At 53.2% G+C, this 23,138-nt stretch carries 22 protein-coding genes; 15 read left to right on the forward strand and 7 right to left on the reverse strand.

Annotated elements, in window-relative coordinates; genetic code table 11:
• Positions 1–57: 57 nt before the first annotated feature.
• Positions 58–2,358, reverse strand: coding sequence for an efflux RND transporter permease subunit (locus SD425_RS12090; protein ID WP_324678872.1), 2,301 nt, complete (start codon positions 2,356–2,358; stop codon positions 58–60).
• 185 nt (positions 2,359–2,543) lie between these two features.
• Between SD425_RS12090 and SD425_RS12095 the strand changes: the two genes are divergently transcribed.
• From SD425_RS12095 to SD425_RS12135, 9 genes are all read left to right on the forward strand, one after another.
• Complete coding sequence (locus tag SD425_RS12095) at positions 2,544–2,786, forward strand: hypothetical protein (RefSeq protein WP_324678874.1); 243 nt, start codon at positions 2,544–2,546, stop codon at positions 2,784–2,786.
• A gap of 89 nt (positions 2,787–2,875) precedes the next feature.
• Positions 2,876–3,349 carry an SRPBCC family protein gene (locus SD425_RS12100; RefSeq protein ID WP_324678876.1) on the forward strand — a complete coding sequence of 158 codons (474 nt, stop codon included), beginning with the start codon at positions 2,876–2,878 and terminating at the stop codon, positions 3,347–3,349.
• Positions 3,350–3,557: 208 nt separating this feature from the next.
• Complete coding sequence (locus SD425_RS12105; RefSeq protein WP_324678878.1) at positions 3,558–3,854, forward strand: TIGR03643 family protein; 297 nt, start codon at positions 3,558–3,560, stop codon at positions 3,852–3,854.
• A 222-nt stretch (positions 3,855–4,076) separates the two neighbouring features.
• Positions 4,077–4,739: a serine hydrolase domain-containing protein gene (locus tag SD425_RS12110; RefSeq protein WP_324678880.1), complete on the forward strand. Its 663-nt coding sequence runs from the start codon at positions 4,077–4,079 to the stop codon at positions 4,737–4,739.
• Complete coding sequence (locus SD425_RS12115; RefSeq protein WP_324678882.1) at positions 4,681–5,574, forward strand: serine hydrolase domain-containing protein; 894 nt, start codon at positions 4,681–4,683, stop codon at positions 5,572–5,574. The genes SD425_RS12110 and SD425_RS12115 overlap by 59 nt, the downstream gene beginning before the upstream one ends.
• Before the next feature lie 192 nt (positions 5,575–5,766).
• Positions 5,767–6,132: a hypothetical protein gene (locus tag SD425_RS12120; RefSeq protein ID WP_324678884.1), complete on the forward strand. Its 366-nt coding sequence runs from the start codon at positions 5,767–5,769 to the stop codon at positions 6,130–6,132.
• Positions 6,133–6,225: 93 nt separating this feature from the next.
• Positions 6,226–7,020, forward strand: coding sequence for a thymidylate synthase (locus tag SD425_RS12125; protein WP_324678886.1), 795 nt, complete (start codon positions 6,226–6,228; stop codon positions 7,018–7,020).
• A gap of 100 nt (positions 7,021–7,120) precedes the next feature.
• Complete coding sequence (locus SD425_RS12130; protein WP_324678888.1) at positions 7,121–7,741, forward strand: energy transducer TonB; 621 nt, start codon at positions 7,121–7,123, stop codon at positions 7,739–7,741.
• A gap of 259 nt (positions 7,742–8,000) precedes the next feature.
• The gene (locus SD425_RS12135; protein ID WP_324678890.1) at positions 8,001–8,564 is read left to right on the forward strand and encodes an energy transducer TonB; all 564 of its coding nucleotides are present in this window, start codon (positions 8,001–8,003) and stop codon (positions 8,562–8,564) included.
• 448 nt (positions 8,565–9,012) lie between these two features.
• On the opposite strand, the gene SD425_RS12140 is transcribed toward SD425_RS12135, so the two are convergent.
• The 5 genes from SD425_RS12140 to SD425_RS12160 form a co-directional block, all read right to left on the reverse strand.
• Positions 9,013–9,834 carry an aminotransferase class IV gene (locus SD425_RS12140; protein WP_324678892.1) on the reverse strand — a complete coding sequence of 274 codons (822 nt, stop codon included), beginning with the start codon at positions 9,832–9,834 and terminating at the stop codon, positions 9,013–9,015.
• A 3-nt stretch (positions 9,835–9,837) separates the two neighbouring features.
• On the reverse strand, positions 9,838–10,977 hold the full coding sequence (gene dprA, locus SD425_RS12145; RefSeq protein ID WP_324678895.1) for a DNA-processing protein DprA: 1,140 nt from the start codon (positions 10,975–10,977) through the stop codon (positions 9,838–9,840).
• Between the two features lie 51 nt (positions 10,978–11,028).
• Positions 11,029–11,796 (reverse strand): DUF4241 domain-containing protein, encoded by a 768-nt coding sequence (locus SD425_RS12150; protein WP_324678897.1) that lies wholly within the window; start codon positions 11,794–11,796, stop codon positions 11,029–11,031.
• 68 nt (positions 11,797–11,864) lie between these two features.
• Positions 11,865–12,221, reverse strand: coding sequence for a MerR family transcriptional regulator (locus SD425_RS12155; RefSeq protein ID WP_324678899.1), 357 nt, complete (start codon positions 12,219–12,221; stop codon positions 11,865–11,867).
• Between the two features lie 127 nt (positions 12,222–12,348).
• The gene (locus tag SD425_RS12160) at positions 12,349–13,317 is read right to left on the reverse strand and encodes a glycoside hydrolase family 53 protein (protein WP_324678901.1); all 969 of its coding nucleotides are present in this window, start codon (positions 13,315–13,317) and stop codon (positions 12,349–12,351) included.
• Positions 13,318–13,634: 317 nt separating this feature from the next.
• Between SD425_RS12160 and alaS the strand changes: the two genes are divergently transcribed.
• From alaS to SD425_RS12190, 6 genes are all read left to right on the forward strand, one after another.
• On the forward strand, positions 13,635–16,325 hold the full coding sequence (gene alaS, locus SD425_RS12165; RefSeq protein WP_324678903.1) for an alanine--tRNA ligase: 2,691 nt from the start codon (positions 13,635–13,637) through the stop codon (positions 16,323–16,325).
• A 176-nt stretch (positions 16,326–16,501) separates the two neighbouring features.
• Positions 16,502–17,263 (forward strand): DUF5995 family protein, encoded by a 762-nt coding sequence (locus SD425_RS12170; RefSeq protein WP_324678905.1) that lies wholly within the window; start codon positions 16,502–16,504, stop codon positions 17,261–17,263.
• Positions 17,264–17,460: 197 nt separating this feature from the next.
• Positions 17,461–18,144, forward strand: coding sequence for a TonB family protein (locus SD425_RS12175; RefSeq protein ID WP_324678907.1), 684 nt, complete (start codon positions 17,461–17,463; stop codon positions 18,142–18,144).
• A gap of 48 nt (positions 18,145–18,192) precedes the next feature.
• Positions 18,193–19,653, forward strand: a complete 1,461-nt coding sequence (gatB, locus tag SD425_RS12180; RefSeq protein ID WP_324678910.1) for an Asp-tRNA(Asn)/Glu-tRNA(Gln) amidotransferase subunit GatB — start codon at positions 18,193–18,195, stop codon at positions 19,651–19,653.
• A 96-nt stretch (positions 19,654–19,749) separates the two neighbouring features.
• Positions 19,750–20,919 carry a TlpA disulfide reductase family protein gene (locus tag SD425_RS12185; RefSeq protein WP_324678912.1) on the forward strand — a complete coding sequence of 390 codons (1,170 nt, stop codon included), beginning with the start codon at positions 19,750–19,752 and terminating at the stop codon, positions 20,917–20,919.
• A 186-nt stretch (positions 20,920–21,105) separates the two neighbouring features.
• On the forward strand, positions 21,106–22,239 hold the full coding sequence (locus SD425_RS12190) for a TlpA disulfide reductase family protein (RefSeq protein WP_324678915.1): 1,134 nt from the start codon (positions 21,106–21,108) through the stop codon (positions 22,237–22,239).
• Positions 22,240–22,356: 117 nt separating this feature from the next.
• Here the strand turns inward: SD425_RS12190 and SD425_RS12195 are convergent, their stop codons facing one another.
• Complete coding sequence (locus SD425_RS12195) at positions 22,357–23,130, reverse strand: hypothetical protein (RefSeq protein ID WP_324678917.1); 774 nt, start codon at positions 23,128–23,130, stop codon at positions 22,357–22,359.
• Positions 23,131–23,138: the final 8 nt, after the last annotated feature.

Below are 23,138 nucleotides of genomic sequence, written 5' to 3' on the forward strand. Positions count from 1 at the left end.
AAGAGCATGACCTAGGCTACCCCAAACGCCGCAGACAACGAGCACCTTGGCGCATTTCTACCCACCTAACACCGGCACTTGCTCCCGAATTTCGCGGGGCTTATGCTTGTAGAAAAACAAGATCAGTAGCGGCAACAGCGTCAGCTCGGCTACCACGCCGAAGAGCAGCGTGAGGCCGATGAGCACGCCCACATAAAAGGTGCCGTCGAAGCGGGAGAAGATGAGGGTGGAGAAGCCACCCACCAATATCAATGACGTGACGATAACCGCTTTGCCCGCCATCAAATAGGTCTTGCGCACAGCCCGGAACAAGGTGGGCTCGTGCAGCAGCGTGAGCTTAAGCTTACTGATGAAGTGGATGGTATCGTCGACGGCAATGCCGAAGGCAATTGTGAAGATGATGCTGGTACTTACCTTCATTGCCACTCCGCAAGCCCCCATTACGCCTGCCACGATGATGATGGGCACGAGATTAGGAATGATGACTACCACCGTCATGCGCAGCGACCGGAACAGGGCTAGCACAATCAGCACCACCATCACAATGTCGATGCTCATGCCCTGAATCATGTTCAGCGTCAGGTTCTCGTTGTTCTTGTCGATGAGGTTAGCCGAGCCGGTTAGGCGCGTGTGCACTACCGTGGAGTCGATCTGCTGGCGCAGAAACCGGCGCAGACCTAGGTTCAGGGCGTCGGCGCGGATGCTGCCCACGTCGGGCATGCGGCCGGTGAGTCGGCCTTCGCTGCCATCGGGCGCCACCAAGGCGCGGAACTCCGGCTTCTTGCGGAATAGCTTCACCTTGTTAACGATCCGTCGTAGCTCCGCTTCCGAGTCGGGTAGGCGATATTCTTCTACTCCACCGCCATTCAGGGCCTTTCGCACCGATTTAATGATCGTAACGGGCGAAGCCGCTACTCGCAGGTCGTAGTCTTTCTTCAAGTAATTCTCAATCTGCTCAACTTCTTGCAGCACAGCTAGGTCGTAGATGCTACGGCCTTGAGCCGGCTGCAAATTCAGCTCAAACGGCCGCACCCCGGCGAAACGTTGGTCAAAAAAGCGGAAGTCCTGCTTCACCGGGTCGCTGTCCGACAAGTCATCCAGCAAGGCCGAATTGATGCGAATTTGCATGGCGAAGAAGATCGAGCCGGCTAGGATCAGGCCCGCCGTCGTGAACACCAGCCGCCGCCGGGTAAGCACCCAGCGGAACAGCCGCCCCAGTATGCCATCCCAGCTGTGGCCGTCTTCACGCGCCGTGCGCAGCTGCGGCTTGCGCAGCAGAATCAGCAAGGCTGGCAGTAGCGTAAACGACAGCACAAACGCCAGCAACACCGAAATACCTGTGAACAGCCCGAAGTTGTGAATCGGCTTGATGGTGCTGGTCATCAGCGTGAAGAAGCCGATGCTGGTGGTCAGGGCCGACAGGCCCGACCCAAAACCTGATTCCTTGATAGTAGTGAGCAGCGCGTCCTTCTTACTAGCGCCGTACCCTAGCTCCGTCACGTAGCGCGTGATGATGTGGATAGTATCCGACATGCCCACCACGAACATCATCACCGGCAGCAAGGCCGTCATTAGATCAATGCTGATCCCGCAGGCCGCCATCAGCCCAAGCCCCCACAGGATAGCGCCCAGCACCACGATCAGCGGCAGCACCACACCCCACCACGTGCGGAAGGTGAACCACAGCAGCACCGTTACCAGTACCACCGACAGCGACATGAACACGGCTAGCTCCCACTGCAACCGGTCGACGAACACCGACTGCGCCACTAGGCGGCCAGCTAGGTGGTAGTTGTTTTCCGCAAAACCTAGCTGCCCGAGCTGGGTCTTGATGCTGGTAAGCAGCGAGTCACCTGCCGGTTTTTTCAACTCCGGCGAGGTTTGAATTAGCACCGTGATGGCGCGAGCATCGCGGGCAAACAGATTGTCGACCAGCCCTGGCGTGCGATAAATCAGCGCCGAATCATCCTGAAGGCGAGCGGGTTCGGCTGGGTGTAGGTAGGGGAGGTTGAACACCCCAAGCCCTTCCACGACCGGATTGGTAGCGTTGGTAGGCGACACCACGTGCACCACATTGCGCTGCCGCTGCGCAAAACGCGTGAGCGAATCGACGCGACTCAGAAAAGGTCCGTTGAACACGGTATGGCCCGCTGGCGCTTCTAAGGCCAGCAGCACAAAATCGTTGTCGTTGCCGAAGCGCTCCGAGTACTTTTCGTAGTAAGCTAGGTCGGGGTCACCAGCAGGGTAGAAGTCGTTGAAATTATAGTTGAAGCGCAGGTGCGCCACATGGTACACGCTCACAGCCGATAGCAGGGCTAGAACAATGAGCGTGAGGTAACTAAGCTTGCGAAGCGGCATAAGAGCACGGAGGTTCGTCCGCGGACATGGTCTGTGTAGCGCGGACTTTGTGGTCCGGGCCTAATAACGAGCACGCGCGGACCACAAAGTCCGCGCTACTTTCCCTAGCCTTTTGTACTTTAGGGCAGCGTGAAGCCAACCATGCCCGCTCCGCTTTTGTTTCACTCCACTTCTTTGTTTCAGTTATGAAAAACGCCCTGCTCGCTCTCACGCTGTTTGCCTTCGTCGGCACCGCTGCCGCCCACGACGGCAAAGACGACAAAGCCAAAAAGGCCAAGAAAGAAACTTGTTCTGCCGAAATGAAGGCGCATTGCGCTATGGCAGGGAGTGCCGCCGGCGTTCCCGCCTGCTGCGCCAAGAAAAGCACCAAAACAGCTTCGCTAAAAACGACTATGCCAACGGCTACAGCTGTGCAGAAGTCGCTGTAAGAAGCCCAAGCTTATTCTTCAAAGGGCCCTATCAACAACATGGTAGGGCCTTTCTGTTTTTGCTAAACAAAAGAAGCTGATACTCCTTTATGCCAACTATTCAGGTGATTACTACCATCCAGGCGCCGATAGAAAGATGCTTCAACTTAGCGCTAAGCGTCGATCTGCATACGGTTTCCACCCATCAAACCCAGGAGAAGGTTGTAAATGGTGTGCGAAGTGGAGTGTTGCAGCTAGGTGACTCTGTTACATTTCGAGCGCGCCACTTTGGCCTTTGGCAGACTCTTGCTAGTCAGGTTGTGGAACTGAGTGCTCCAACTTATTTCTGTGATGTGATGCAGCAAGGTGCGTTTAAATGGATGCGGCACGAACACCATTTTGAGCAACGTAATGCAACAACCATTATGCGAGATGTATTTGCGTTTGAGTCGCCTCTGGGATGGTTGGGAAAGCTTGCGGATGTACTAGTGTTGAGAGGCTACCTGCGAAGTTTCCTACAAGAGCGGTGCGCCGTGATAAAGCAATACGCCGAAACAGAGGGTTGGCAAGAGGTTCTACAGTAGAGTCCTAAGTAGCTTCCATTATAATCCTGACCTGAGATTACCACAAAAGCCGCTCCAATCGAGTGGCTTTCGTGCTTAAGACTATAACCAAATGTCGAACTCCGGCGGTGCATTGCGTATTGGCGAATAAACAAACCTTAACGAAATCAACTCGTTATCGGTAAGAGTACCTAGCCATCTTACGGCTGACTACACTCTGCACTGACCCATGAAAAATTCACTGCCCGACCCTAATAACTTGTCTGCCGCTGATGTGGACCGCATCATGGAAATGGGGTGGGAAGACCGCACGCCATTCGAGGCCATTGAAGCGCAATTTGGCTTACCCGAAAAAGGCGTTATCACGCTGATGCGCAAGATGATGAAGCCTTCTTCTTTCAAGATGTGGCGCGAGCGGATGGCTGGACGCCGGACCAAACATGTGGCGCTGCGGGCCGAAGGAATGGACGAATTCAAATCGAACCAACAGCGCTCTATATCCTTGAATAAAATCAGCAAGCGGTAACCTGGCTTGCACAACAAGCTTTTCATGTTGCCAAAAAGCCTTCTCTCTAACTGAGGGAAGGCTTTTTTAATTTTTCGTTTGCTACTACCTAGGTCGATTGAGCTCCACACAACACGTCACAAGCCACTGCTTCGACGGTATCGGGTTATATAATTAATGCATCTGCTGTAACTTCTGATTCGAGGGCGAGTGTCCCGCTGAAATAATCTAGCTCACTCCCTTATGAAGCGTCTTGGTACTCTTGTCGGGCTTTTGGCCTTGTTCCTTCAGATCGCGCTTGGTCAACCTGCCAACGGCGTAGCCAGTGCCAAGCGTAATGCCCAAGTTGACACCGTTGTTCAACGGTTGGGGCGTGGATTCATGGCCCAGCCAGCCCGAGTCGGAGTATCGGTTGGGATCATCAAGAACGGCCAAACGTACTTCTACAATTTCGGCGAGGTCGAGAAAGGCAGAGACCAGGCCCCAACCCAGCATACGGTCTACGAAATTGCTTCCATCAGCAAAACATTTGCTAGCCTGCTCTTGGCGCAGGCTATTATTGAGCAAAGAGTAAAAGCAACGGATGACATCCGAAAATACCTAGGACCTGCTTATGCCAACCTAGCCTACCAGGGCCAGCCGATTCAGCTGATTCATTTAGCAAACACTACCTCTGCGCTGCCCGATAACCTGCCGGACCTAACTGCCTTTTATAAGCAAGTAAACCCTGATTCGGTAGCTGTTGTGGCGAACCGGAAGTTGAAGAACTATACCCAGCAAAACTTCTACGAAGATCTGCGCCGCGCGAAGCCCGATACAATTCCGGGCCTAGTGCCACGCCACTCCAATGGTCGCGACGCAGCTGCTGGCCTACATTCTGGAAGACGTACATCAGACCCCATATAAGGAGCTGTTGGCCAAGTACATCGAAAAGCCCTGCGGTATGCAAGATGCCCGCGCCTTCGAAACCGAGGTTAGCTTGTTGGCGACGGGTTACAATGAGAACGGGAGCCACATGGCTAACCAGTCGATAGCCACTATGCAAGCGTCGGGTGGCTTGCGCTACAGTGCCGCGAACATGGTAAAATACCTGCAATATCAGCTCAACGAACGGACGAAAGCGGTAGTCCTAACGCATCAGCCGACCTGGGGAACTTCTGACGGGGAAGCCATTGGCTATAATTGGAACATCGCTAAAACCGTGGATAGCAAACGGAAGCTGTTCCATTCGGGTGGCTCCTATGGGTTTGCGAGTCATTGCGCGCTCTACCCAGAGCTAGGATTTGGGATTGTGCTGCTAGCAAACGAGTCGGACCGTAATACGCAAGCCAGCCTCTACGACTTGTCGGACCAGATCGTGGAGGGCATCTACGGAACTCCTGCGGCGCTGAAAGCTTTTCAGCAACAACTACTTGCACAAAATTACGAGCAAGCTGCCGCCATCTACAAAGCCGTAAAGGCAGAACACCGCGAATTTTATTTGTCGGAGGAATACGTGAACGAATGGGGCTACAAGCTAGCACGGGCCGGAAAAACGCAGCCAGCTATTGCGCTATTTAAGCTAAATGCGGCGCTATACCCCAAGAGCTGGAATACTTACGACAGCCTAGGCGAAGCTTATGAAATGGCTGGTAATAAGTCGCTTGCCGTAACAAATTACCAACGTTCCTTAACTCTCAATCCGAAGAACACGGGCGCGGTAGAGCACTTGAAGAAGCTTGGTGCAGCAGCCAATAAGTAACAACTGCTAGTAGTTGCAGGCGTTGCTGGCTACTTGCGGTACTTTCAGGAATTGCTCGCTCAACAAAGACTTGGCGGGAAATCCTTCTTTATATAAGCATAGAATTAGTTGTATCTGAAACAATGCAACCATGTTCGTTAGAACAGCCTCTACCTATTAGCAAGTAGAGTTTCTAACTTATAGAAAGCTGTTATGAAGAGCTATTGGTACATGCTGATGCTGCTGGCGACAATGGTGGTCGGCAACGGTTGCCAAAAAAACGATGAGGTAGGAAGAGATTGTGCCATCAACACCAGCGTTACGGGGCAAGCTAATCAATATGAAGGCTATGTGCATTTTGTTACAGAAGAACAGCGCTATGCCATTGTCTATCACATTCCGGGTACATATGATTCGCAGATATACGGCGTAGTTTGCGCCTTATCGGAGGAGTTTCGGCAAGAGGGCAAAAAGGTGAAGTTTAGTGGTACCTATAAAGAGTACAATGGACCAGCCAAACCAGTCTTTGGTGGTCAGGAATACCGGTACCTTGAGTTGAAAACGATAGAAGCATTGTAAGCCTATCTATTGTGTAATTTCGAGATGATTGAAGTGGGGAAGTCGTCTTAACTGGACGGCTTTTTCTATTTTTACCCATTCATCCGCTCACCCATGCAACAATACCTAGACCTCGTTCGCCAAATTCTTGACCACGGCACCCAGAAAACCGACCGCACGGGTACCGGTACGCTCAGCATCTTCGGGCCTCAAATGCGCTTTAACCTAGCCGATGGTTTCCCGCTGGTGACCACTAAGAAGGTGCACCTAAAGAGCATTATCCACGAGCTGCTGTGGTTTCTCAAAGGCGACACGAACATTGCCTACTTGAAGGAGCATGGGGTAAAGATTTGGGACGAGTGGGCTGATGCCACCGGCGAGTTAGGCCCGGTGTACGGCAAGCAGTGGCGCAACTGGCCCAAGCCCGACGGCTCTCACATCGACCAGATCAGCGAAGTAGTGCGCCAATTGCGGCAGTCGCCTGACTCGCGCCGCATCCTGGTTAGCGCCTGGAACGTGGCCGAACTCGACCAGATGGCGCTCATGCCTTGCCATGCGCTCTTCCAGTTTTACGTGGCCGACGGAAAACTTTCTTGCCAGCTTTACCAGCGCTCCGCCGACATCTTTTTGGGCGTTCCTTTCAACATCGCCAGCTACGCGTTGCTCACCCTCATGATGGCCCAAGTGACGGACCTAGCTCCTGGCGAATTCATTTGGACCGGTGGCGATACCCACTTGTATTCCAATCACCTAGAGCAGGCGCAGCTTCAACTCACCCGCGAGCCGCGTCCGCTGCCGCAAATGCATCTGAACCCGGCCGTGAAGGATATTTTTGGCTTCCAGTACGACGACTTTAAGCTGGAGAATTACGACGCGTGGCCGGCCATCAAAGCGCCGGTAGCGGTTTAAAATAGTGCTTTGTATACTTAGGTATAACTTTATTGCGTTAAACTAGTAGGAAAGTAAGCAATTCATGCACCTCCGAACCACCTTAACGTCTGCTAAAGTTATGCTCTCGAAAGCACTACCAGCAACACCACCCAAAACTGTTCGATTCTTACTTGCGGGCGCTCTTCTTTGCGCTGCGCAGGTAAGCCTTGCCCAAAATTCTTTCAATCGTTGGGAGGGCGCTACTCCAACGCCTACGCCCGGCAAAACAGCCGTCAAGCGAGGCAGCGTTGCGCTAAAAGAAAAAGCGTGGGAAGAAGAAAAGACTAAAGCCTTAGCAGAACGTCACGCAAAAGATTCTCTACAATTAGCTAGCGGTCAGTCCGTAACGTTACGCCGTGGCCTAGGCCAGCGGCTCCGTCAGAATTCCTATAGCAAGGAAGACGCAGGCTTCTACGACTTCACCTGGGAGCATTTGCAGTACCCACCCACAGCCCTCCGTGCTGGCCTAACTGGGCAAGTAATGGTGCGCTTGGAGGTAAACCCCGATGGCGGTGTGACGAACTCTACCGTGACTGGCGATGATATTCACCAGAGCGCCAAATCAGAAAAGGGTGCTTCGACTGCTGCCGGTCGTGAAGCCATGCGCCACAACGCGCAACAACTCCTATTGGGGTTGCGCTTTGAGCCCGCGCCTTCCACCACCCAGGAGGAAGTGCCTATCCGCTACGTGATGCAATAGCGCAAAAGTACCAGCTAGGTGGAATGCTAAATACAGCTTTCGCCTAGCTGGTACTATTGCCAAATTGATCCTGTAGTACCGCCAGTGGCCCTCCCAGACTTAAGCTTAGCAAAAATCAGAATCTTGTCTAAGTTTGTAGTAAATTTTTCCGGTGAGAGTGCAATCAAATGCACCTATTTAGCTGTTGAAACGTTCAAACAGCAGCATCCGAAAAAATGCCATAGTGAGTGGTGGTGGTCCTATTTATAAGTGAGAAGGTATGAGAAAGTGGTTTTACGCTCTGGTAGCTTTATTGCTAGCTGCCCCTGCTGTGCAAGCGCAGAACAGCTATAATATTTGGACGGCCGATCCAGCCGCTCCTATCACCCCGCTGCGCAAAAAAACGAGGCCCGTTAAGCCGGCCCCGGCCCCAGTCGTGGCAGCGGCTCCCGCCAAACCCGCTGCCGAAGAACCTAGGGTCAAGCAGTCGAAGCTAATCAAGCGCGGCCTCACGCAGCGTATGCACGAGCATAAGCCGTTGGCTGAGGACAGCGTATCCATGGTGTTTTTTAGGGAGAACAGCCGCTACCCGGTTGAGGCCCAGAAGGCTGGTGCGCAAGGAAGCGTCGTAATTAAGCTCGAAATACAGCCCGACGGCGAGGTGAGCAAGACCTCAATCCTGTCGATGCAGCCCAGAGTTGTGGCAGGACGTGCCGAAACGGTACCAGTTGCCGCTATGCAGTCCTTAGCCGATGAGGCACAACGGATTTTTCGCATGCTGCGCTTTGAGCCAGCTGCACGCACGTCGGTAGAGGAGCTGACTGCTAGCTTCTCGCTGAACTAGAAACTCTAGTAAGTAATAGTCGGTAAAAGGGTCGTCACGCTGTTATTGGCGAGGAATAAAAAATTACTCGCTGATATTCATGAATTTATATTTATATATATATATTCTTCACTTCTACTAAATCCAAAGGATAGGGTTGAGGAGTATGTATAGGAAATGTTATTGTTACTCCTATGACGGCTTCTACTTCCCACTCTTCTGCTAGTACATTCGCTACCTCAACGTCCAGCAAATTATCGCGTCAACACCGCGCCTGGATTGCTCTTTATGCCTTATACTCCGGCGGATGGAACCTTGCTGATGCCCTACGTCTGAATGAAGTTACCGAAGCTGATCTAACTGAGTTTGAGCCTAGCTGGCTGCGCTTACGTTTCCGCCACGTAACCACGGCAATGGTTGCTTAGTTACAAGCAACAGCAGCATCTCTAACTAAAACGAGAGACGTAGGCTAGCTAGCTTCCCAGTTTTGCAGAGCTTGCAATAAAGCGTGAGACGCCGAAGCGAGAGAAACACCTGCTACCCAAGTTAATGGGCGCAGGGCAGCCACGTTGGCAGTAAAAGCCGCTTCCGCTTCTAGCAGTTCGCTAGGTTGGTACAGCCCTTCCGTGCATGGAATGCCATGGGCTTGTGCAACCTCTAGTAAATGCGCTCGTCGCACGCCAGCCACGCACCCCGTAGTCAGCGCTGGCGTGTACAGGTGCCCCGCTCGAATCCAAAAAATAGCTGCTGCTCCAGCCTCCGCAACGTGGCCCGCAGGATCTAGCAGTAACAGCTCATCAAGGCCGCGACGCTGCCGCTCCCGACCTGCTAGCACGTACGTCAGAGCGTTAGGGCCCTTGCAGAAAGCCCACGCTGAAGGATGCGTGCGTACTGTTTCGGCAAAATCGGCTTGGGCGACAGGCGCTGCATGCAGTACGAAGGGTTGCGCAGTCACCAGAAATTCTGCGGTGTTTGATTCAGGTGTGTAAAGGCCGCTGCCACCGCGCCATATTTGCAGCCGCACGCGCGCTTGCGAAAGGCCGTTTGCCGCTAAAAGTGACCGAAACAGACCTTGCAGCGAAGCTAGGTTGCGCAAAGTTTCGGGTAGTTCTAAGCCCAGCACAGCGGCTGCGCACTGCATGCGCGCTACATGATGCCCCCCATAGCGAATCGCATCCTCCGCCCAGATCAGCGTTTCAAAAAAGCCGTCGTTGAAGTAGAAGCCGCGGTTTGGTAAAGCCAGGGTAAGTTCCTGCTGCGCTGTTAGGCGGCCGTTAAGGAGCACGTACATAAGCTAGATCAACACATACTTTTTGCCCGGCAATGATTTCACTACGTTCCTGAATTCTAGGCCGAGTAGGAAGGAGGCTACTTGATGGACTGGCAGTTGCGCTTTCCAAGCTAGGTTATCAAGGTGCTCTTCGCGGTTAGTGGCTGTTTGCAGCACGGTGATGATGGCAAACTCTTCACCGGTAAAATCAGCCGCGTCGTAGGTAGGAGTGGGGGCGAATTTACCGTGTTGGTGCAGGGCCTCATCCCAGTTGAGCAACTCTTCTAGGTCTTTAGGCTCGGCGTAGAGCGCAGCTTTGTTGCTCTTAATGAGGTGATTGCAGCCGGCCGAAGTTGGGTTGCTAAGGTTGCCTGGTACGGCCAGCAAATCTTTGTTATAGCTTAGTGCAATTTCGGCCGTAATTAGGGCGCCGCCTTTGTGGTTGGCCTCTACCACGACCACGCCATCCGCCAGCCCGGCAATAATGCGGTTGCGTGCCGGAAAGTTGTAGCGGTCGGGTTGGGTGCCGAAGGCAAACTCGGTGAGCAGGCCGCCCTGCTCGCGCATCTTCTCAGCCGTTTTGCGGTGGGCGTGAGGGTATATAATGTCAAGCCCTGTAGCCATGACGCCGATGGTTGACAGTCCTTCCTGTAAAGCTGCTCGGTGCGCCGTAATGTCGATGCCATAGGCTAGCCCACTGATAACGAGTGGCTGGTGCGGTACCAAACCTTTCACGATGCGCTCGGTTTGCTCGCGCCCGTAGTCCGTTGCCTGGCGCGTACCGACGAGCGCCACCGTTTTGGCTTGGTTCAGGTCGCTGGTACCTTGGTAATAGAGCAAGGCCGGCGCGTCCGGAATTTGCTTGAGGCGGCTAGGGTAGGATTTGCTCGTGTAAAAGAGCAGCTGCACGCCATCTTGCTCGGCCTTCTTAAGTGCATTTTCTGCCTTACGCAAAGCTAGGGTGCGCTCAGCGCCGGTTAGGTTTGCAACCGTAGTTGGTCCTACGCCCGGAATCTTGCGCAGCTTGCCCGGGGGCAGGTGGAGCACGTTCTTGGCAGAGCCACCGTAACTCATAAGCTGCCGCGTGAGCTGCGGCCCAATGCCGGGGAAAAGAGTAAGTGCGACTTCGTAGAGTAAGGTATCGTTGAGAGTAGAAATAGACATGGTAATAAGTAAACTAGACGTTAATCTTCGACAAGACGATAAGGGTAATACTTAATGCCAATCAATAACCTGAAAATCAGTAAGCAAACGGCATGGTTTATTTTGTGCATCCAAGCCAATGTAAGTAGCATAGGAACCATCACCCCAGCCAGTTGAAAACGTAGCTAGCGTATCGCCATTTGCGGCATACAATAGTCCTGGTAAAGGCGAGTCACTATCTAGCTTAAAGCTGTTGATAAACAGCTTTTCAGAAGCTGACTGATCTGACGATAAATACTGATTAAACGTATGAATGTGAGCCGCATCCATGAAAAGCGCTATTCCTGCATCTACCGAATAGCCATAGTATGTCTCACCAGTAATAGGTAGCAGTTCTTGCCCATTGACCAAGGCCATTTGCCATGTAGCCACAGGTTCGTTTGAGAACACAACTCTAGCAAATGCTACTCGTGCATCATTATCAAAATGTGCTATTGCTAACTCGACAGGAAAACGCCCGTGAGGGAATATTGTCGTAAAGGGGGTATCTCGTAGTGCCACTGGATCAGTAGCAACGATCCGACCAGAAGAGACAGGTAAGTTGCCGAGAAAACGTTGATCTAAGTGTAGCGTTATGCTATCCTGCTGTATTTGTATGTTCGGAAAGAAACTACTTTCAAATAGGATGGGCCGCGCTGTAACTTGATAGGGTTGGCACTTTATCGTTGGTTGAATTGGTGCAATAACACCGCTTTCGTAAAGGTTAAATTTGTTTTTGTCCTGACTGCAGGAAATAAAAAGGACGCTTGCTAGAAGCAGCAAGACATACAAAGAGCGCATAATAACTAACACAAATAATACGGGTACAAACCGAATGCCCTGGCACTAATTACTAGGTGACATCTACCTTATTGTCCCTTATTCCGCTCATCAATCTCCTTTTTCAGGCTCACCAGAAAGCCCCGCATCCTTTCTAAGCTTTGAATCACGTCGATCTTCTCCTTGAGCTGGGGGCCCTTCTGCTTGAGCATGTCGCGGGCGCCGGGAATGGTGTAGCCGCGTTCCTTCACCAAGTGGTAGATAGTGCGGAATGTGTCGATGTCCTGCGGAGTGTAAAGACGGTTGCCTTTCTTGCTTTTGCGGGGGCGCAACTCATCAAACTCCGTCTCCCAGAAGCGAATCAGTGACGGCGCCACGTTGAACTGCGCCGCTACCTCGCCGATGGTGAAGTACTGTTTTTCAATTTCGTGCTCTTTGTAGGGCATGGAGGGAGGGGAGGCGTGAAGGGGTGAACCGCGGAAAGCTAGCTAACAAATAAACTCAAAACCTGGGCCTACTTTGCTGGGGCCTATGGCCTGCTAGGTAGTAGCTGCCAACCAGCAACAAGGCTAGCTAGTTGATCTTAAACTTTTTACTTACCTCATCATAAATCATGAGGAGGTCATTGGATCTGCCTTGCTTGTCGAAAATCTGTTCCCAGGTGTTCAACGGCTCCCAAATGAAAGTGCCTAGGCCTTTGCCGTCGGGGAGGTTAAAGGCCACATCGTTCACCTCGCGCTTGCGCGCTGAGTATTCGACTACCACCACGTCTTGGGGGTAGCGTTTGGCTAGGTCCGTTAGGTTGCGTTGCAAGTCGGGGATGGTGCGGTGCCACTGCGGGTAATACGATTCGCCGATGACGTCGAACGTCACGCCGCGCTTTCGCATGTTGTCGAGCCAATACACCGACTGTTCGTTCTGGCCACCTAGGGCAATGTGTAGCATCACGAGGCTGTTAGGCGTGGTTTCGCGCACGGCTGCCACGCCTGCTTTCAGCAACTCAGCTAGGTTATCGAGCCGGGCTACGCTGTCGGCACTGTGAATGTCGCCATCGGGCCAAAGCATCCCATGGTTGATTTCGTTGCCCACCTGTACCATATCAGGCGAGGTGCCTTGGGCTTTTAGGGACAGCAGCACGTCGCGGGTATAGTCGTGCACGGCCTGGGTGAGTTGGGTGCCGTGCAGGTCTTTCCACGCTTCAGGCTTGAACTGCTTCTGCGGGTCGGCCCAGGTGTCGCTGTAGTGAAAATCTAGCAGGAATTTCAAGCCCGCCTTCTTGATGCGCTTTGCCATCTGCTGGGTATGGGCCAAGTCGCAGAAGCCTTTCTGAGGTGAGTAGCCGCTGTCGGCTGCTGGGTTGTTGAAGATTCGTAGCCGGATATAATTGATGCCGTGGTCTTTGAGAATCTCAATGGCGTCTTTTGGCCGGCCCTTATCGGAGAATGTTACTCCCCGCGCTTCCAGTTGCGGCAGAAAGGAAATATCGGCCCCAAGCATCTTGCCTATTTTCTTCTTGGGCTTCGGCGTACGTGCTACTTTCATTGAGGAAGGCAGCGACTCAACGGGCTGTGAGTCAGCGTAAGAAGCAACGTATAGTAGTGTGAGTAGTACCCCTAGGAGCAGCTTTGGTTTGCAAACAAAGCGAGTGGCAGAGAGGGGCCGCAAAAAGAATAGCTTCATACGTAGTGGAAAAACAGAGCTAGGTAAACGTACTGCCCTCAACTCCGCTCCGACTTCGGGGCGAAGTGGCTACCTTTGCATAATTGCCTTTATAGCCCTGTTATTTGGGTAACTAAAGTCGCAAAGTAGCTAAAATTGCCGTCGTCGCCAATCCGGCGCGGCGCTCTTACCCCTTCCTTATGTCCCAACCGACTGCCGCTCACGTTCGCCAGCAATTCCTCGATTTCTTCGCTTCGAAAGGTCATCACATTGTGCCCTCGGCGCCGCTGGTGGTCAAAGATGACCCCACGCTGCTGTTCATCAACAGCGGCATGGCCCCGTTCAAAGACTATTTCCTGGGCAACAAGCCCGCACCCTACAAGCGTGTTGTTGATACGCAGAAGTGTTTGCGCGTCTCGGGCAAGCACAACGACCTAGAAGAGGTAGGCTATGATACCTACCACCATACCTTGTTTGAAATGCTAGGTAACTGGTCGTTTGGCGATTACTTCAAGAAAGAAGCCATTGCCTGGGCCTGGGAGCTACTGACGGAAGTGTACAAGTTGCCGAAAGACCGCCTCTATGTGACCTACTTCGAAGGCGACCAAGGTGATGGCCTAGGTGCCGATACCGAAACGCAGGACCTGTGGCGTCAATACACTACTGACGACCGGATTCTGCCTGGCAACAAGAAGGATAACTTTTGGGAGATGGGCGATACGGGTCCGTGTGGTCCGTGCACCGAAATCCACATCGACCTGCGTAGCGAGGAGGAAGTGGCCCAGAAACCCGGCCGCGAGCTGATCAACGCCGACCATCCGCAAGTAGTGGAAATCTGGAACAATGTGTTCATGGAGTTTCAGCGTTTAGCTGATAAATCGTTGATAAAACTCCCTCAGCAACATGTCGATACCGGTATGGGCTTCGAGCGTTTGATGATGGCTGTGTCGGGCGTGCGGTCCAACTACGACACCGACGTTTTTCAACCGCTCATTCAGTTCATCGCCAAAGAAGTCGGCATAGAATACCACGGTACGTCGCCCGCCACGGTGAACGACCAGCCGGCTACTGAAAACGAGCGCACTGATATTGCCATTCGCGTGATTGCTGATCATATCCGGGCCATCAGCTTCACCATTTCTGATGGGCAGTTGCCAAGCAACGTGAAGGCGGGCTACGTGATTCGCCGTATTCTGCGTCGCGCCGTGCGCTACGCCTTCTCGTCGCTAGGCCAAAAGCAGCCTTTCCTCTATAAGATCGTACCCGTGCTGGCCGATCAGATGGCGGGTATCTTCCCTGAGTTGAAGCAGCAGCAGCAGTTTGTGCAGCGCGTGATTGAGGAAGAAGAAATTGCCTTCTTGAAGACCCTGGAAACCGGTCTGCGTCGCATTGATGCGCTGGAAGAAATGTTTAAGAGTCAGGGCAATACGATTGACGGCAAGGCGGCTTTCGAACTTTCGGATACCTTCGGTTTCCCGCTCGACCTCACGGCGCTGATTGCCCGCGAGAAGGGCTTAACGGTGGATGAAGAAGGCTTTAAGAAGGAGTTGGAAGCACAAAAAGCTAGGTCGCGCAATGCTCAGGAAGCCGAGCAGAGCGACTGGACCATTGTGAACGCCGACGACGAGCAGCCAACCTTTGTCGGCTACGACTTGGAAGAAGCACCAGCGCGCATCCTGCGCTACCGCAAGCTGACGCAGAAAGGTAAAACCGAGTACCAGGTGGTACTTGACCAAACGCCGTTCTACGCAGAGTCGGGCGGGCAGATTGGTGATACAGGCTACATCGAGTCGGGCCTGTCGAAGGTGCGTGTGATTGACACGAAGAAGGAAAACGACCTGATTGTGCACACCGTTCTCGACCTGCCAGACGCTGAGGACCTAGGTGGCGAGTTCTTTGCCCGCATCGACCACGCCCGTCGCGAGCTGATTCGCAAAAATCACACGGCCACCCACTTGCTCCAAGCCGCTCTGCGTGAAGTGGTAGGCAGCCACGTGGCGCAGAAAGGCTCGCTGGTGAACGACAAGCTCTTACGCTTCGACTTCTCGCACTTCACCAAAGTGACCGACGACCAACTGCGGCAAGTGGAAACCCTGGTGAACCAACGCATCCGGCAGCAAATCCCGCTCGACGAGCGCCGCAATGTGCCCATTAACGAAGCGAAAGGTCTAGGTGCCACGGCCTTATTTGGCGAAAAGTACGGCGAGTTCGTGCGCGTTATCACCTTCGACCCTAGCTTCTCCGTGGAGCTTTGCGGCGGTACCCACGTGCGCACTACCGGCGACATTGGCTTCTTCAAAATCACGGCGGAAAGTGCCGTGGGTGCTGGGGTGCGCCGCATCGAGGCCGTAACGGCTGAGGCGGCTGAGAACTTCGTACAAGCCCAAATGGATCAGCTCACGGCTGTGCGCGAAGCTCTAGGAAACCCGCAGCACTTGCTGACGAGCATTCAGAAGCTGAGCGAGGAAAACACAACTTTGCGCAAGCAGCTGGAGCATTTCGAGCTGCAAAACGTAACGGCACAAAAGGAGCAGCTAGCTGCTCAGGCGAAGGACTTGAACGGCGTCAAGTTCTTAGCTGCGAAGGTGAACGTATCTTCGGCTGACCTGCTCAAAAAGCTAGCTTACGACCTGCGCCAGGCCGTGCCTACTCTTGTGGCCGTGCTTGGCGCCGAAATCGATGGCAAGCCGCAACTGGCCGTTATGCTGGATGATGAAATTGCCAAGGCTGGCAAGCTCAACGCTTCGACGCTGGTGCGCGAGCTCGCCAAGGAAATTCAGGGTGGCGGCGGTGGTCAGCCGTTCTTCGCCACCGCTGGCGGCAAGAATGCCGCTGGCTTGGATGCGGCTATTGGCAAGGCCGAGGAAGCCGTGCGTAAAGGCTTAGCATAGCAATAATTAAGGCCAAAAGAGAAGGCGGGTTCCTCACATTCAGCAGTTGCTAGGTGTGAGGAACCCGCCTTCTCTCTATTTTATCGTGCCAGTAACTTTCTATATTTAAATCTGTGGGCTGAGGTTAGCCTCTCATTTCAAGAGAAAGCCTACCTTTTCCATCAAAGCTAGGCACCATGGAACTGCACCGTATCTCCGACGTCGTAACGGCCATCAATACGATTGTACAAACCTGTGAGCAGACGCAGAACCGAGCGGGCTACTTTGCCGCTTTGTATAAGCGCATGACGGTGGCCGTAGCGGAAGGCATTGCGGCTGGGGCATTTGAAGACGGTACCCGCATGGAAAAGCTCGATATCGTATTTGCCCGGCGCTACCTAGATGCCTGGCAGGCATATGGCCAAAAAGAGGGCTGTAGCACTTCGTGGAAATATGCTTTTGACGGCTGCCTCAACCAGTCACTTACTGTGATTCAGCAGTTAGTGCTTGGTATCAACACGCACATCAACCTAGACCTAGCTATTGCAGCCGCGGCTGTCGCACCGGGCTCGCAAATACAGGCGCTGAAAAACGACTTCGACCGTATCAACAACGTCATTGCTTCGCTGGTAGACGACATTCAGAAGTGTTTGGAAGAGGTGTGGCTGCCCATGCGTTGGCTGACCCGCGTAGCCGCTACCCAACAAGCGAGTGTGCTCAACTTCAGCATCGGGGTAGCACGCAAAACCGCTTGGACGAATGCCATGCTACTGGCCAATATGAATGCAGCACAGCAGCGCACACACATTGCCACGATGGATATGATGGTATATAACTTAGCCCGAAAAATTATCAATCCAGGGCTAGGTCCAGAATTGTTGCTGAGCTTAATTCGCCGAACAGAGTACGCGGACGTAGCCCGGACCATACGGTTAATTGACACGACTGTAGTCGCTTAGTTATCAAGTGCTGCTTACATGTAGTAGCGCTTAATATTTTATTGCATAGTAAACTATAAATCAGAAGATAATAAATGTTGTTTGCTCGAGTAGTATCGCTAGCCAGTCTCTGTATCTCTACAAATATTCTTCACGCCCAACAAGCTGCGGCCACCTCAGATCCTCAGAAGGTTGTCGAGTATTTTGACGCTAATGGGGTGAAAGTGACTTCTGAGGCGTGGGCTGATCATCGCGTCGAAACTACCTACCGGGATAGTGTTGGCGGCTCGGTGCGCGTGTTCTACCCCTCAGGAAAGTTGCGCTCGTATGTGCCGTACTTGAATATCAAACGGCATATTCATCACGGCGTCAGCAGCTATTACTACGAGAGCGGGCAGGTTCGAACGCAGGAAGATTACATTGGGGGTAAGCTCCAGGGACAGCGACTGACGTTTTATCCTGATGGCAAGCCGAAGCGGAAGGAAAGTTACGACAAGGGCGTGTTTGTGTCAGGTGAGTGCTACGGCCCCGATGGCACGCAAGTGGCCTTCTTTCCCTACGAAGTGATGCCCGTATACTCGGAAGGAACAGGCGACAAAGATGCTGTGGTGCAAGCCGTGATGGCAAAGGTGCAGTACCCAATGGAGGCATTGCGGCGGCATGTGAATGGCGTCGTGAGGATCTTATTTGTGGTGGATAAAAACGGCAAGGTGCAAAACGTGAGACCCGATAAGAAGACGTTGGAAGCCGAGGTGCCGGCTAACTTGCGAGACGTGTACGAGGAGTTGCAAAAGGCGGCTATGTACGGTGTACGCCACCTCAAGTCCTTTACGCCGGGCAAGCAAGATGGGGAACCCGTGGATGTTTCTTATACCGTACCTGTTACCTTTCGGATTAAATAGTGAATTTTGGGCGTCGCTTATCAAGCAAAGCGCCCATGACCTACTAGTATGGACGAAACGATAAAAGCTAAATACCAGCCCGTTATCGGTCTGGAAGTGCACGCGCAGCTGCTGACACACAGCAAGATGTACTCCTCGGATGAGAATGAGTACGGCGCCCTCCCCAACAACAACCTGAGCGTAATTACCCTAGGTCACCCTGGAACGTTGCCCCGCGTAAACCGCACGGCCGTGGATTATGCTATCAAAATGGGCTTGGCAACGAACTGCCAGATCACGCGCAACAACATCTTTGCCCGCAAGAATTATTTCTACCCCGACCTTCCTAAGGGCTACCAGATTACGCAGGATAAAACGCCGATCTGCACCGCCGGTCACGTGGACATCCGCCTGCCCGATGGGACCGAGAAGAAAATCGGCCTGACGCGTATTCACATGGAGGAAGACGCGGGCAAGTCGATGCACTTGGCGGGCGAGGTGGAAACCCTCGTGGACCTGAACCGCGCCGGTGTGCCGCTCATCGAAATCGTATCGGAGCCCGACCTGCGCACCGCCGATGAAGCCTACGCGTACTTGGTGGAAATCAAAAAGCTGGTGGAGTACCTAGGTGTTTGCGACGGCAACATGGAGGAAGGCTCCCTGCGCTGCGATGCTAACATCTCGGTGATGCTGAAGGACGCTAAGGAGTTCGGGATGAAGGTGGAAGTGAAGAACATGAACTCCTTCCGCAACGTGCAGCGCGCCATCGACCACGAAATCGAGCGCCAGATTGCCATCCTGGAAGCTGGGGAGGAAATAACCAGCGAAACCCGCGGCTTCGACGCGGCCAGCGGCACCACCAACGGCCAGCGCAGCAAGGAAACGATGAATGACTATCGTTACTTCCCCGAGCCCGACCTAACGCCCGTAATTATTGACGACGCGTGGCTGCACCGCGTGCAGGCCGAGTTGCCGGCGCTGCCGCAGCAGCTCTACGCCCGCTTCACCGGTGAGCTAGGTCTGTCGGCCTACGACGCCAACGTGCTGGTTGACCAGAAGGAAGTGGCCCTCTTTTTCGATGAGCTAAGCCGCCTAACGACCAACGCCAAAGCCGCCGCTAACTGGGTGCAAGGCCCCGTGAAGTCGTACCTGAACGAGCGTGCCGTGACAATGGAAGACTTCCCGCTCACGGCCCAGCACCTAGCTGACATCATCAAGCTCATTGATGACAATAAGATCAGCCATTCGGTAGCAGCTAAGCAACTCTTCCCGTATCTGCTCGAAAACCCCACGCAAACCGCTGCGGCCGCAGCGGAGGCACAAGGGTTGTTGCAGCAGTCGGATGCGGGCGCCTTGGAAGCCTTGATTCAGCAAGTACTCGACGCCAACCCGGCGAAAGTAGCGGAGTACCGGGCCGGCAAAAAGTCGCTCACGGGCATGTTTATGGGCGAGCTGATGAAGCTCACCGGCGGCAAAGCCGACCCGAAAGCGGCCAATCAATTGCTGCGGCAAAAGCTAGAAGCCGTGTAAGCTAGCTCAAAACGAGGATCAATAAGAAAGCACAGGTTACGTGAAGTAGCCTGTGCTTTTTAGTTATATCTTTCTCGAAACCTATTGAATATAACTATGATACTAAAAATCTATTCATCGTTGGCTGCTCTGAGCCTCGGAATGTTTTGTGTAGGTGGCGGGCTGAGCCGCGTCATGGGGGCGCAGGAAGCTAGTTTAGCCACAGGCTATGAACTACGCGGCACGTTGCTGAACGCGCCAGCAGGAGCCAAGATCTTGATAAGTGATAGGCGAGAGGGGCGCCACGTGCACCTAGATTCGGCTTACGCCGATGCGCAAGGACAATTTGTATTGCGAGGACAAGTCACGGAACCGGCTATTTATTCGCTAACCGTGGGCGAAAAAAGAATGATATTTCCGCTGATGCTACCATTAGCTAATGGGGTACAACTGCGACTGACTGGCGATGCCGCCCAATTAGCTAGCTCATACTGGCTCGAAGGGTCCTCAGAAGCGGCGCTACAGCTCCAGTTTCGGGCGGCTCAGACCCAAGCTAGCTGGAGTTACGCTGACGCCATGCAAGAAAAACGGCTTAAAGCTGGTTCAGCAGCAGACTTTAAACCCGGTGAACTACCTAAACCAGATGAGGGCCTGATGCAAATCAGTAGGGAGAGTGCCACCGCCACGAGGAAGAAGCTAATTCGCCAACATGCTGATTCTTATGTGGCTGCTTACGAAACAACCCTGCTAATGCGTGATGGGAAACAGCGGACGTTTATTGATTCTATGACTACCGCTTTTCAACGGAACTTACCCGCCTCTCGCTATACCAAGATGTTGGCTGCCTACCAGCAGAAAACGGTAAGCACAACGGTCGGTCAACTCGCTCCAGAAATTAAGCTAGCGGCACCCGACGGAAAGAAAGTTGCGCTGACTTCGTTGCGGGGCAAGTACGTGCTAGTTGATTTTTGGGCTTCCTGGTGCGGACCTTGTCGGCAAGAGAACCCAAAGGTTATCAAGCTGTATGAGAAGTACAAAGACAAGGGATTTGAGATTTACAGCATCTCGCTCGATGATTCACGCGATAAATGGGTGAAGGCCATTGCCGCCGATGGATTGCCGTGGAAGCAAGTATCCGACTTGCAGGGGTGGAAAAGTGTCGCAGGTACGGCCTACGGAGTGGATGCTATTCCGCAAACATTTCTCATTGACCCCAAAGGCTTTATCATTGCAAGGAACCTGCGTGGACCCGATCTGGAAGCCAAAGTAGCGTCGTTGTTGCATTGATTAGTTGGTAAGGGCTAGGTGAGGAACTAAGGAGAACTTTCTGTGTTGTAAAAACAATGCTTACGTAAGCACAACGCTAGATTTTCCAGTTCGTACCAAAAGTGGCAACTTGCAACTTCAAATTCCGAACTTTGCAAACGGATACGCCGGTACCCAGCTGGCCAACCACCTGAGATGATGCATAACATGAAAAGCCTTTTGCTATTTAGCGCCCTGTTGGGCATGGCCAATGCTTGTAATAAAGCTACCCCGCCCACTGGTGCCGCCAGCGGAACCTATGAGGTAAAGGGTGAGCTGACCAACGCGCCTGCCGGCACGAAAGTGTATTTAGCAGAGCTAGGTGATAATCAGTTTATTACCCGCGATACCGCGACAACCGACGACAAAGGTCGTTTCACGTTCAAAGGTTCTGCCCCTGAAGCCAGCGTGTACCAGGTAAAGATGAATGATGCCAACCAGGTGCTCCTGATGCTGAGCAATGGTAGCAACGTGCAGCTCAACGGCGACGCCCAAAAGCTAGGTACTACCTACTCCGTGCAAGGTTCCAAAGACTCAGAACTAATGCAGCAGCTGACCCGCATTATGCAAAGCTCCAAAACCGCTATGAGTAAGTTGGAGCAGCGCTACGAGCAAGCCGCGCAAGCCGGCAAGACCGACTCGCTGCAAAAAATTCAGGCAACGGCCTTCGCTATTCAAGCTCAGAACACCAAGTCCACTAAAGAATTAGTGCGTCAGAATCCGAACTCGGTGGTGTCGGCGTTTGTGGTAGGCAATCTGCTAAACCCGGATGAAGAGTTCACCTTCGCTGATTCGATGGCAACGCAGTTCAAGAAGGTGCTACCCGATTCGCGTTACACAAAGATGCTGGCTGCCAAGCTAGACCCTTTGCGTTCTACCGCAGTAGGCGTGGTCGCACCTGACATCAAGCTAGCCTCTCCTGATGGCAAAGAAGTGGCCTTGTCATCGCTACGGGGCAAGTACGTACTGGTCGACTTCTGGGCGAGCTGGTGCCGGCCCTGCCGGGCTGAAAACCCTAACGTAGTGCGCATGTACAACAAGTTCAAAGACAAAGGTTTCGCTATTTATAGCGTTTCCTTTGACCAAGACCGCGACAAGTGGCTCAAGGCTATTGAGACTGATAAGCTTAGCTGGACGCAGGTATCGGACTTGAAAGGCTGGGAAAGTGCTGCTGGTCAAACCTACGGTGTGAAAGCCATTCCGCAGACGGTGTTGCTCGATCCTCAAGGCCGCATTATCGCCAAGAACCTGCGTGGTCCGGAGTTGGAGGCAAAGCTAGCTTCGCTGATACCCGGCGCGTAGTTAGTCAGTAGTAGACTATAGCGAGAAGCCTGCACTTCGCGTATCGTTGCTTGACTAGGCTAGTACAACCTAGTCAAGCAACGATACGCGAAGTGCAGGCTTCTCGCTTACAGGTAGTTAGCTCAGGAACATGCGCTGCATGGCTTGCCAGAGCAGCTTCTTGCGGCTGTTGTCTTCCTCAATCAACTCAATCTCAGCAGCGGGTAAATAAGCTACGTCGTTGACCAGCAGCACTGGTTCGTACAGTTGCGTTTTGTAGACGGCAACATCGAGTAGATTTTTACCAAAACCGATAATTTGCTTGGCTGCTAATGTCTTGCGTAAGGTGCTGAGCGCTACTGGTAAATGTGACTCCACATTAATGAGTACTATATCCTCCATGATCAGCCGAATAGCCTTCAGAACGTTGTTGAGGAACACGTTTTTAGGCAAGCGCTGGAACCGTACCGGGTCTAGCCGCACCAGAATAACCAGCCCATTTGGGTTGCTACCTAGGGTGGAAAATGGCGTGTCGGCCACTGGCGAAGACGTAGCCGTGGGCTGCCGTGGTACGCTCGGCGTGGGCGCCGGGGCTGGTGGGGGCGTAGGTACTGGAGCCGGTGGCGGTGCCGGTTGTGGCGCGGGGTTTGGCTGAAGATTCAAACCGGCCAGCGAGGGTAATTTACCGGGCGTCACGGGTGCGACTGCCGGTGCTGGTTTCGGCGCAGCAACTGGCGCAACAACAACAGGCCTAGGCTCCGCTGCCACCGCTGGAGGCGGCGCAGGAGCTACAACCGTTGCGGGCGCAGCCGGCACCGCCGCTGGCGGTATAGCCGCGGGCTCCGCCACTACGTAGAGCGACGTATTGGTGTAGAACGCTGAGAAGAAAGCTAGGTCGGCTTGCTGTTCCACGGAAGTTA

Source organism: Hymenobacter sp. GOD-10R (assembly GCF_035609205.1).
In the GTDB taxonomy this organism is placed as follows: domain Bacteria; phylum Bacteroidota; class Bacteroidia; order Cytophagales; family Hymenobacteraceae; genus Hymenobacter.